This window comes from Streptomyces sp. MZ04, assembly GCF_004684775.1.
Classification (GTDB): Bacteria; Actinomycetota; Actinomycetes; order Streptomycetales; family Streptomycetaceae; genus Streptomyces.
This window is the reverse complement of sequence record NZ_SRIC01000274.1, coordinates 1-10,698: the sequence shown is the minus strand read 5'-3', so window position 1 is coordinate 10,698 and position 10,698 is coordinate 1. Positions and strand designations below refer to the sequence as shown.

General features: G+C 73.0%; 12 protein-coding genes and 1 pseudogene. 2 read left to right on the top strand and 11 right to left on the bottom strand.

Annotated elements, in window-relative coordinates:
• Positions 1–45: 45 nt before the first annotated feature.
• The 5 genes and pseudogenes from E2651_RS35320 to E2651_RS35300 form a co-directional block, all read right to left on the bottom strand.
• A pseudogene (locus tag E2651_RS35320) lies at positions 46–279 on the bottom strand (alkaline shock response membrane anchor protein AmaP); the annotation flags it as partial.
• Positions 280–286: 7 nt separating this feature from the next.
• Positions 287–970, bottom strand: a complete 684-nt coding sequence (locus E2651_RS35315; protein WP_135335343.1) for a DUF6286 domain-containing protein — start codon at positions 968–970, stop codon at positions 287–289.
• Positions 967–1,311: an iron-sulfur cluster assembly protein gene (locus tag E2651_RS35310; RefSeq protein WP_135335342.1), complete on the bottom strand. Its 345-nt coding sequence runs from the start codon at positions 1,309–1,311 to the stop codon at positions 967–969. The genes E2651_RS35315 and E2651_RS35310 overlap by 4 nt, the downstream gene beginning before the upstream one ends.
• Positions 1,312–1,314: 3 nt before the next feature.
• Complete coding sequence (locus E2651_RS35305) at positions 1,315–1,503, bottom strand: hypothetical protein (protein ID WP_135335341.1); 189 nt, start codon at positions 1,501–1,503, stop codon at positions 1,315–1,317.
• A 39-nt stretch (positions 1,504–1,542) separates the two neighbouring features.
• Positions 1,543–2,034, bottom strand: coding sequence for an Asp23/Gls24 family envelope stress response protein (locus E2651_RS35300; RefSeq protein WP_135335340.1), 492 nt, complete (start codon positions 2,032–2,034; stop codon positions 1,543–1,545).
• Positions 2,035–2,123: 89 nt separating this feature from the next.
• Here E2651_RS35300 and E2651_RS35295 point away from each other — a divergent pair, with 89 nt between their 5' ends.
• On the top strand, positions 2,124–2,861 hold the full coding sequence (locus E2651_RS35295; protein WP_135335339.1) for a nucleopolyhedrovirus P10 family protein: 738 nt from the start codon (positions 2,124–2,126) through the stop codon (positions 2,859–2,861).
• A 400-nt stretch (positions 2,862–3,261) separates the two neighbouring features.
• On the opposite strand, the gene E2651_RS35285 is transcribed toward E2651_RS35295, so the two are convergent.
• The 4 genes from E2651_RS35285 to E2651_RS35270 all read right to left on the bottom strand — a co-directional run bounded on the left by E2651_RS35285 (position 3,262) and on the right by E2651_RS35270 (position 7,375).
• Positions 3,262–4,074 (bottom strand): enoyl-CoA hydratase/isomerase family protein, encoded by an 813-nt coding sequence (locus tag E2651_RS35285; RefSeq protein WP_135335338.1) that lies wholly within the window; start codon positions 4,072–4,074, stop codon positions 3,262–3,264.
• 132 nt (positions 4,075–4,206) lie between these two features.
• On the bottom strand, positions 4,207–4,428 hold the full coding sequence (locus tag E2651_RS35280) for a helix-turn-helix domain-containing protein (RefSeq protein ID WP_055550175.1): 222 nt from the start codon (positions 4,426–4,428) through the stop codon (positions 4,207–4,209).
• 371 nt (positions 4,429–4,799) lie between these two features.
• Positions 4,800–6,398, bottom strand: coding sequence for an ABC-F family ATP-binding cassette domain-containing protein (locus E2651_RS35275; RefSeq protein WP_135335337.1), 1,599 nt, complete (start codon positions 6,396–6,398; stop codon positions 4,800–4,802).
• Between the two features lie 95 nt (positions 6,399–6,493).
• Positions 6,494–7,375, bottom strand: coding sequence for a PQQ-like beta-propeller repeat protein (locus tag E2651_RS35270; RefSeq protein ID WP_245239430.1), 882 nt, complete (start codon positions 7,373–7,375; stop codon positions 6,494–6,496).
• 254 nt (positions 7,376–7,629) lie between these two features.
• Here E2651_RS35270 and E2651_RS35265 point away from each other — a divergent pair, with 254 nt between their 5' ends.
• Positions 7,630–7,896, top strand: coding sequence for a hypothetical protein (locus E2651_RS35265; protein ID WP_135335336.1), 267 nt, complete (start codon positions 7,630–7,632; stop codon positions 7,894–7,896).
• A 103-nt stretch (positions 7,897–7,999) separates the two neighbouring features.
• Here E2651_RS35265 and E2651_RS35260 read toward each other — a convergent pair whose 3' ends face one another.
• Positions 8,000–9,439: a hypothetical protein gene (locus E2651_RS35260; protein WP_167828992.1), complete on the bottom strand. Its 1,440-nt coding sequence runs from the start codon at positions 9,437–9,439 to the stop codon at positions 8,000–8,002.
• A gap of 88 nt (positions 9,440–9,527) precedes the next feature.
• The gene (locus tag E2651_RS35255; protein ID WP_135335335.1) at positions 9,528–10,664 is read right to left on the bottom strand and encodes an alpha/beta fold hydrolase; all 1,137 of its coding nucleotides are present in this window, start codon (positions 10,662–10,664) and stop codon (positions 9,528–9,530) included.
• Between the last annotated feature and the right edge of the window lie 34 nt (positions 10,665–10,698).

Genomic DNA, 10,698 nt, shown 5'->3' with positions numbered 1-10,698 from the left:
GGTTCATGAGCGTCTCGTGGGCTCGGAGATGGGTATAAGAGACAGCCACAGGGCGAGCAGCACGCACACCGCGAGCACGCCGATGACCGTGGGCCAGAACCAGCCGTCGTCCCGCCACCGCTCCCGGTCCGCGTCGCTGAGCAGGACGTCGTGCTTGCCGTCGTGCACCCACCACGAGGGCGGGTCCGCGCCCAGGCCGATGGCGAGCACCGAGCCGCCGAGCCCCAGCAGGACGAGGCCCAGCAGACCGAGCACCACACGGTTGACCGTCTTCAGCATCGCGGGTTCAGCCCTTCCTGCCCGGCCGTGCGACGCGCACCGAGAGCGCGGGGCCTCGGCCGAGGCCCAGGTCCTTGATGCCGTCGGCCAGCGTGGCGTCCAAGTCGCCGCGTACGTCGTCGAGTTCGCGGAAGTGCGAGATCGCGTGGACGTCCACCTTGGAGCGCGTCATGCGGACCCGCACGGACTGCACTCCGGACACGTCCATGGCGCGGTCCCGCAGCACCATCGCCGCGGCCCTGCGGTCGAGACCGGCCCGCACCTCGGGATCCCCGCGCCGCATGGCGAGCACGGCCCGCAGCCCCGGCGTCGCGGCGAGCACGATCAGCCACACCCCGGCGGCCGCCGCGACCCCCGCGCCGACAAGCACCGACGTACTGTCCAGCGGCCGCTCGGCCAGCTCACGGGCGACGTCGCGCCGCCACGCCATCGCCGAGTGCCCGGCGCGCACGGCCGCGATGTCGTACAGCAGAAGCCCCGCACCACCGAGGATCACCAGGGCGAGGACGGTGGCGGGAACGCGCCGGGACGACCAGAAGCGGGTCGCCCTGGTGTCGTCGGCCAGCGTGGGCGGCGGATCGTAGGAGGCCGCGGACGCCGACTGGTCGAGATCGCTCCCGGCCTGCTCGATGACCGGCACCGGCCGTGTGCCACCACCGCCACCGCTCTCCGGCCCCTGCGTCTCGCTCATCGCGTCCTCCCCCGTGCCGCGGCGCGCACCTGTGCCGAGTGCAGCCGCTCGACCTGGACGGCGACCTCGGGCACTTCCATCCCCGCCAACGCCTTTACCCGCTCGGCGACTTGGCGACGCACCTCACCGCACTGCCCGCCGATGTCCGAGGGGTAGTCCAGCTCCACGCTGACGCGCACGCGGGCCGCATTGTTGCGCACGGTGACCGTCGCGTGCGGTGGCGAGCCGCCGACGGGCACCGTCTTCAGCGCCTCGCGCGCCGCCCGCGCGGCGATCTTCGCGACGACCCGGTCGGCGATCCGGGTCGCGCCGCGCTCCCCTGGCGCGACCTGTGCCGCCACGGCTCACCGCCGCCGGTCGTCGCCACGGGTACGGAAGAAGTCGCCCGGGTCGAGGTCGCCCTCGAGAAACCGGCCGGCGACAAAACCTATGGCGCCGAGCGCCGCCACCAGTAGGAACGCCCCGAACCCGCCGAAGTACCCGGCGAAGCCGAGCGCCATTCCGGCCACCATGCCGATCACGGCCATGCTCATCGCGCGCTCCTTAGCAAGACGACTGGCAGGACGGCTGCGTCACTGAAGGCGGCCTTGCGGCTCATCGTCTTCCTCGTCCGGCAGCTTCACATCGCTCACCGCGATGTTGACCTCGACGACCTCGAGCCCGGTCATGCGCTCGACCGCCCCGATGACGTTCTCCCGCACGGCGTGGGCGACATCGGCGATCGAGACCCCGTACTCGACGACGATCTCCAGGTCGAGCGCCGTCTGCACCTCGCCGACCTCGGCCTTCACGCCGCGCGATACGGACTTGGAGCCGCCGGGCACCCGGTCGCGGACGGCGCCGAAGGTCCGGGCGAGGCCGCCGCCCATCGCGTGGACGCCGACGACGTCGCGGGCCGCGAGCCCGGCGATCTTCTCGACCACGCCGTCCGCGATGGTGGTGCGCCCCCTGGTGGCGGGATCTCCGCCACCCCTCCTGGTGGCGCCGGTCTTCCCCGCCGACCCGCCCGAGGGTTCCTTCTCCAGGCTCTCCTGGGGCCGCTGCCGCTGTCCGGTGTCGGTCATCGCCGTCCCTTTCGAAAGGGGATGTGCTCCTTCGCCCACACTAAGTGCGGTTGCGCCGTCGCGCGCCAGGGATGCGGCAGGCTGGGGCAATGACCGGTGACGGGTGGACTGAGGCAGTGCGGCGGCAGCTCGGCCTGGGGCGGGTGCTGCCGCTGGGAGGTCCGGGCGACGGCGCCTGGGTGACGGAGTCGGCGGCGGGCGGAGTGCTGCGCCGTGCGGCACAAGGGGTGAACGGTGTGCGGCTCGGCGGCCTGCGGGTGGCACTGGCCCACCCTTCGGACGCGTACGTCGCCTCGGTTCCCGCCCCGCCGAGCGCGCTGCCGCCGGGGCCGCTGCGGATCACGGCGGAGTTCGCCGCGGCCGCGACCGAGCCGTTGCCGGCGGCGGCCGCCCGGCTCCGCGAGGCGCTGTTCGCGGCGGCCGGTGACCGGCTCGGCCTTGCGGTCGAGGAGGTGGACCTGAGTGTGACGTCCCTGCTGGATGAGGGTGAGCTCCCGGCGGCCGTGTCCCCGGAACCGGCGGAATCACCGGACGGGGCGCAACCGGCAGCGGGCAGCGGGGACGAGGCCCACGTGGCACGCGCCGCCCTGGACGTGCCGGGCGTGCGGCGGCTGACCGGCGCTCTGGGCGGTCTCGGCCGCGCCGTCCACATCGAGGAGTCCCCCGCGGCGGACGCCACGCTCGCGCGCCGCCACGCACGCGTGGAGATCGCGACGACCCGCGAGCACCGCGCCCTGGACGTGGCACTCGCGGTCCGAGCGGCAGTCGCCGCGGCACTCCCGGACCACCCGTCAGTGGCCGTCCTGATCACAGCCGTCGAGCAATGACCCGACAGGAGCGACCGGGACGAGCGCCCCGCAGGGGCGCGGGGAACTGCGCGCCCAGCCACAACACACCCGCACATGGAAACCGGCCGCCCAGCGGCACTCCCGGACCACCCCTCGGTGACCGTCCTAATCACAGCCGTCGAACAAAGACCCGACAGGAGCGACCGGGACGAGCGCCCCGCAGGGGCGCGGGGAACTGCGCGCCCAGCCACAACACACCCGCACATGAAACCGGCCGCCCAGCGGCACTCCCGGACCACCCCTCGGTGACCGTCCTAATCACGGCCGTCGAACAATGACCCGACAGGAGCGACCGGGACGAGCGCCCCGCAGGGGCGCGGGGAACTGCGCGCCCAGCCACAACACACCCGCAGATGAAACCGGCCCTCCAGCGGAGCGCCTAGTCGCCGAGCCCCGCGAGATCCCGCAGCCGACGCCCCTGCGCCGCGCGCTCGGCGGTGCGCTGCTCCTCGTACGTACGACCGGAGACACCTTGCAGCAGCGCCTTGGTCTCGATGACCGCGTCGCGCGGCGCGGCGAGCAGCGCGGCCGCCAAGTCGCTCACGGACGCGTCGAGCTGGTCCGCGGGCACGACGAGGTTGGCGAGGCCCACGCGCTCGGCCTCGTCCGCTTGGACGAACCGCCCGGTGGCGCAGATCTCCAGCGCGCGGGCGTAGCCGACAAGACCCACGAGGGGGTGCGTGCCGGTGAGGTCGGGCACCAGGCCCAGGCTGGTCTCGCGCATGGCGAACTGCACGTCGTCCGCGACGATCCGCAGGTCACAGGCGAGCGCGAGCTGGAAGCCCGCACCGATGGCATGCCCCTGGACGGCGGCGATGGACACGATGTCGCTGCGCCGCCACCAGGTGAACGCCTCCTGGTACTCGGCGATGGTGGCGTCGAGGACGCCGTCGTCGCCGCGCGCGAGGTCGATGAAGGACGGCTCACCGTCGAAGCCCTCGGGCGTGAACGCCTGCCGGTCGAGGCCCGCGGAGAAGGACTTGCCCTCACCTCGGAGCACCACGACGCGGACACTGCCCGGCAACATCCGGCCTGCCTCGGCCAACGCCCTCCACAGCGCGGGAGATTGGGCGTTGCGCTTGGCCGGGTTGGCCAGCGTCACCGTGGCGACGGCCTCGTCGACAGTCAGGCGTACGCCGTCCTTGTCGAGTACCGGTGCGGGTCCGCCGAGTTCACTTCCGGGCGAAACCATGGGGGCCTCCGATGGTGGTGTGCGGTCGGTGCGAGCGCGCGAGCGCCCGTAAGTGACTGCACAGTAACCACCCGGCCGATCAACCGATCGACCGGGTGGCCACCGTCGAAGCCGGTGAACCGCCCGCAGCCGTCAGCCGGCCGCGGCCTTCTTGCCTCGCGTCGCCCCGCCGCGTCCCCGCAGCGTGACTCCGGATTCGCTGAGCATGCGGTGCACAAAGCCGTACGAACGGCCGGTCTCCTCGGCCAACGCCCGGATGCTCGCACCGCCGTCGTACTTCTTCTTCAGGTCTGCCGCGAGCTTGTCGCGCGCGGCGCCGGTTACCCGGCTGCCCTTCTTCAGAGTCTCGGCCACCCGTGCCTCCTCATGGGAAGTGCGCTCTGGACTTCTCATGATCACCCCTTCCGGGCTTCCTGGCCACCCATTCGGCAAGGTCCGTACGACAAGGTTTGCCGCTCCAGAACGGGCCACCACGAGCGGAATTAACGATTCCGCGCATTGAATTCCGTACGTCCGAATGGGTTGTCGAGCGAAGTGCCAGGTCAGCGCGGTGGCGGGCGAGAACCTCGGTCCACGCCCGCCACACAAGAGAAATCCGTGTATCGCGCACCTCGGTACGAGGCGGCCTCACACAGATGAAGGATCACGGATCGGCCGAATGATCCATACGCAGTGGATCATTTATTCGATCAATCAAAGTGGACCCTTCTCGCGGGGCCCGTGGATCAGGCGAGTGCGACCAGATCCGCGTAGTCCTGGCCCCACAGGTCCTCGACGCCGTCGGGCAGCAGGATGATCCGCTCCGGCTGGAGGGCGTCCACCGCGCCCTCGTCGTGCGTGACGAGGACGACCGCGCCCTTGTACGTGCGCAGGGCGCCGAGGATCTCCTCGCGGCTCGCCGGGTCGAGGTTGTTGGTGGGCTCGTCGAGGAGCAGGACGTTGGCGGAGGAGACGACCAGGGTCGCCAGGGCGAGGCGGGTCTTCTCGCCGCCGGAGAGCACACCCGCCGGTTTGTCGACGTCGTCCCCGGAGAAGAGGAACGAGCCGAGCGTCTTGCGGACCTCGACGAGGTCCAGGTCGGGCGCGGCCGAGCGCATGTTCTCCAGGACCGTGCGCTCCGGGTCGAGGGTCTCGTGCTCCTGGGCGTAGTAGCCGAGCTTGAGGCCGTGGCCCTCGATGACCTGGCCGGTGTCGGGCTTCTCGGCGCCGCCGAGGAGCCGCAGGAGCGTGGTCTTGCCCGCGCCGTTGAGGCCGAGGATGACCACGCGCGAGCCCTTGTCGATGGCCAGGTCGACGTCGGTGAAGATCTCCAGCGAGCCGTACGACTTCGAGAGGCCCTCCGCCATCAGCGGCGTCTTGCCGCACGGCGAGGGGTCCGGGAAGCGCAGCTTGGCGACCTTGTCGCTCTGGCGCACCGCCTCCAGGCCCGCGAGGAGCTTGTCGGCACGCTTGGCCATGTTCTGCGCGGCGACGGTCTTGGTGGCCTTGGCCCGCATCTTGTCGGCCTGCGAGTGGAGCTGGGAGGCCTTCTTCTCGGCGTTCTGGCGCTCGCGCTTGCGGCGCTTCTCGTCGGACTCGCGCTGCTGCTGGTAGAGCTTCCAGCCCATGTTGTAGACGTCGATCTGGGTGCGGTTGGCGTCCAGGTAGAAGACCTTGTTGACGACCGTCTCGACGAGGTCGACGTCGTGGGAGATCACGATGAAGCCGCCCCGGTACGTCTTCAGGTAGTCCCGCAGCCAGACGATGGAGTCGGCGTCGAGGTGGTTGGTGGGCTCGTCCAGGAGGAGCGTGTCGGCGTCCGAGAAGAGGATCCGGGCCAGCTCGATACGGCGGCGCTGACCACCGGAGAGCGTGTGCAGGGGCTGGCCGAGCACACGGTCGGGGAGGTTGAGCGCGGCGGCGATGGTGGCGGCCTCGGCCTCGGCGGCGTACCCGCCCTTGGTGAGGAACTCCGTCTCCTGGCGCTCGTACTGCCGCATCGCCTTGTCGCGGGTGGCACCCGAGCCGCTGGCGATGCGCTGTTCGTTCTCGCGCATCTTGCGGATGAGTACGTCAAGTCCGCGGGCGGAGAGGATGCGGTCGCGGGCCAGCACGTCGAGGTCGCCGGTGCGGGGGTCCTGCGGGAGGTAGCCGACCTCTCCGGAGCGGCTGATGGTGCCGCCGGCCGGGATGCCCTCACCGGCGAGGCACTTGGTGAGCGTGGTCTTGCCCGCTCCGTTGCGGCCGACCAGGCCGATGCGGTCGCCCTTGGCGATGCGGAAGGTGGCGTTCTCGATGAGGATGCGGGCGCCGGCGCGCAGCTCGATGCCGGAAGCGGTGATCACGGACAGACTCCAGGGCAGGGGGGATGGACGGCGGAGGGGCTGATGAAGGCGATCACGCCGTCTAATGCACGAGGAGAATGGCCATGCGGCCAATTCTAACGGGGCCGCGCAAACACTTTTTCTGCCCGGTTCGGTACGCCGTCGGGGGCGGCCCCCGGCAGCTCGTTGCCCAGGGGCGTTCGGCTCGGCACGATCCGGCCGAGGTCGTCCACCGCGATCAGCTGCGAGGTCCAGGGGGTGGCGGCGTCGCCGCAGGGCTGGGCGACCAGCAGCGCGTTCCCGTGGCGTACGGAGCGGGCCGGCTCGAAGGCGCAGCCGCCGCGGGCGGGCAGCACCCAGCGCAGGTCGCCGTCGACGCCGCGGTAGGCGGCGATGCGGTGCGGGGTGACGACCGCGATCATGCGGCCCCGCTGGTCGAGCGGCCGCAGGACTCCGGCGCCGCCGCGGGCGGCGGGGGTGCGCAGCCAGGCGGCGCTGCCGGGGATGGCGCGGTGCCAGCGGACGGCGCTGCCGTCGGCGCGGGTGTCGGTGACCAGGCCGTCGCTCCAGAGCGCGACGGCGTGGCCGGGGGCGGGGAGCAGTGCGAGCGGGCGGTGTCCCTCGCGGCCGTAGGTCCAGCGGGCGCGGGCGGTGGCCGGGTCGTACGCCTCGACGGTGTGCCCCTTCGTGCGGAGCTCGGGGGCGGCGCCGGCGGCGGCCACGCGCGCGTGGACGGTGATGTGGTCTCCGTAGGGGGCCGGGCGCGAGTGGTGGGCGGCGGTGATCAGCGGGAGGGCGAGGAGGGCGAGGGCCACCGGGAGGGCGAGCCGGGAGCCGCGGCGGGCCGCCGACGCCCGCGGTCCGGTCGCCCGCGGTCCCGACGCCCGCGGTCCGGTCGCCCTCAGTCCCGACGCCCCTGATCCCGACGCCTCCCGTCCCGACGAACCCGATCCCGACGCCTCGCTCGGTGCGACGGCCCCCTTTGGTACCCACCTCACGACGCGCCCCTTTGGTACCCATGCCCGGCCGATGCCCACGGCCCGTTCCCGGCCGATGCCCACGGAACAGGCGCAGAGCGTAGCGGCGGCGGCAGCGCGTGCCCCGGCCGTCCGGCGCGCCACTCGGCGGGCGTCCCCCGTTCGGACCTCCGTCCGGCGCCGCTCGGAGAGGGGCATATCGGGATGAAGGGGCCGAATGATCGGCGTGGGACTGCGGACGCCGCCCCGGATGCGCGGCAGAGGGTGGTGCGCCCATGCGGTTCGACGACGACGCCGAGCTGGACACGTCCGAGGTGCAGGACGTACGAGGCAGCCGGATCCCCGGCGGCAGGGCGACGGTCGGCGGCGGCATCGCGGGTCTGATCGCGCTGGTCCTCGCGCTGCTCTTCGGGGTCGGCCCCGACCAGCCCCTGGCGGCCCGTAGGGGCGCGGCACCACTGCTAACGTCGGCTTGTCCGACAACGGAGTTGTGGGGCCTACCGCCGGACGGGCGGAACGTCAAGCCTGTGGAGACCAGGTAAGACCACTCCTCACGGAGCGGCACCGGTCGCTGAAGCAGGAACCCCTGGTGGTACCGCGTAGCGGTACGGACCGCAATCGCCGCCCTTCAAGGCGGCGAGGACGTCAAACCCCTCCGGTGTGCACCTGGAAGGCCGCGCGGCGCACCGCCTTCGCGAGCGCCGGGTCGGGGTGGGCTGCGGCGAGCGCGACCAGGACCTGGACGGTGCGGGGGTGGCCGATCCTGCGTACCTCGTCCAGGAGCGCGGGCACCGTGGGCTGGACCGCGGACTCCAGGTGGCGGATGAGCAGATGGGTCTCCCCGTGGTCGGCGACGGCCGCGGCGGTGTCGACCCACAGCCATGTCGACTCGTCACGGGTCAGGACCAGGTGGACGTCCTCGGGGTCGGCGCCCTCCTGCTCGGCCAGCCAGATCAGGGCGTAGGGCCGCAGCGAGGCCTCGTCCACGACGGCCCGCACCTCTGCCTCGGCCGGGGCGCCGACCACCCGCAGGGCCTCGAAGGCGAGGCCGCGCAGCAGGGCGTCGTCGCCGCGGGCGGCCTCCAGGAGCTCGGTGACGGCGCTGCCGACGGGGCGGGCGGCGAGCCAGGCGCGGTATTCGGCGCGGGCCGCTTTGGGGCGGAGGCGCGCGCAGCCGCGCAGCATGTCGGCGGCCGCCTGCTCGATGTGGCCCGCCGGGCTCTGCGCGGCGACGCAGATCTGCTCCAGCTTGACCCAGACCGCCCAGCTGCCGAGCGGCGTGAGCGTGGCCTGCCCGTCGGCGTACGTCAGCGCGCCGACGGCGGCGAGGCCGCGCAGGGCCCAGTCCAGGAGGGTGGCCAGGGAGGGGGCGTCATCGGGATCCACCGGCTCGGGCTGCGGGCCGTAGGGGATCTCGCAGCGTTCCGTGCGCAGTTCCGTGACGCGCTGGTCCAGGAGGTCCAGGAGCTGCGACACGGGGACGGGGCCCGCCGAGAGCTGAAGGAGGGTGAGGAGCTGCGGCATGGCCTCGACCGTCTCGGCGACGACCACGGGCGGCAGTTCGCGTGATGCCGCGTGCGCGAGGGACCAGGCGTCGAACAGGGCGACCCAGCCGCGCAGCACGGCGGCGTCGTCACGGTCCCAGGCGCGCAGGCGCCAGCCGGGGCGCGCGCTGTCGCCGTGCACCTCGACGAGGCCCGCGAGGCGTGCGGTGTCCCAGTCGGACCTGACTTGATCCTCGGTCAGCGCGAGCTCCGTGGCGGCCCGTTCCGCGGTGTTGGCGGAGAGGGTTCCTTTGCCGTCGCGCTCTCCCCCGCCGCTTCCCGGGCGCAGGGAAGTGTCGGCCCAGCGGGCCACCCGCACGGCGTCGGCGAGACCGGCGCGGGCCATGCGGGCCAGTTCGGCGGGGGCCGGGGTGCCCTCGGGCGGCCGGGGCGCGGGACGGCGCGAGCGGGCCTCCGTCACTGCGCCGGGGGCGGCCAGGGGGCGCGCTGCGCCGCGATCCGCCGCCGCTCGCCTCTCGGCCATCGGGGACTGAGCACGGACGAGTCGGAGCCTTGAGTCGCGCGGGATACGGGACGTCACGGGAGCAGTCTTCCTGTTGACCGTCCGAAAACCCAAACGGAATGCCTTCGTGAGGCTCCGGAGCGCTACGTCCTGGCTGTGCGGGGTGCTACATCAGGGGCGTGAGGAAGCGGCGCAGCGCCTCTTCGTAGCCTGCGGGGTCCGCGTTCCACATGGCTCCGTGGGGTGCATCCGGAACCCGGTGGAGAGTGACGAGTTCCGGGCGCCGCGCGGCCAGTCGGCGGGACAGGTCCCAGGGGGCGATGACGTCGTCGGGGCCGTGGAAGAGCAGGGTCGGCACCTTGAGCACGTCGGGGTCGGCGGCCTCCAGGATGCGGTCGCCGCGCAGGCCGGTCCGCCCCTGGGCGGCGCGCACCGCGAGCGGGAGCAGGAAGCCCGGCGTGCGCCGGGCCGCGGCGAGGGCGCGCAGGGTGACCTCCCAGTCGAGCACCGGGGAGTCGAGCACGAGGCCGCTGATGCGGTCGCGCAGGGCCGAGTACGCGGCGGCGTGCAGGGCCATGGCCGCGCCGGTGGACCAGCCGTGCACGATCACGTTCTCGGCGCCGTAGCGCACGGCGTAGCGGATGGCCGCGTCCAGGTCGCGCCACTCGGTCTCGCCGAGGTGGCCGAGGCCGTCCGGGGAGCGGGGTGCGCCGAGGTCGCCGCGGTAGGCGAGGTCGAGGACCGGGAACCGCAGGCGGTGCAGGAAGTCCATGACGACCATGGGGTGCTCGCGGGTGGTGCCGAGGCCGTGCACGGTGATCACCCAGGTGTCGCGGGCGCCGGGTACGAACCAGGCGGGCAGGCCGCCGAGTTCGCCGGGGATGTCCACGTCCGCGTGGTCGATGCCGAGTGCGGCGTGCGGGTCGCCGATGTACACCTGCGGGGTGAGCCAGGCCCGTGCGCCGGGGTCGAGGGTGCCGTGGGTGACGGCTTCCAGGCGGCGTACGACGGTGTCCGCCTCGTGTGCCGCGGAGTCGACGACCGGGCCGATCACCGCGTGGCTGCCGTCGCCGCTCAGGCCGTATCTGCCGGGGCGCAGGCTCGCGAGGGCGCGGGTCAGGGTGATCTGGCCGGCCGCCGTGGCGTGGACCGTGAGCCGGGGCTCGGTCGGCAGGGGGCGGCCTGCCGGGGCCTTGAGGGCGGCGTTGCTGGCGAAGCGGCCCGCCGCTATGGCGGCTGCGCCGGCCAGGAGGGCGGTCGCTGCGGCGGTGACGGCCGGTGCCGTCGCTTTGGCTGGGCGCACCTGTCCAGTGTCGGCGGGGTGGCTTGGTAGGGCC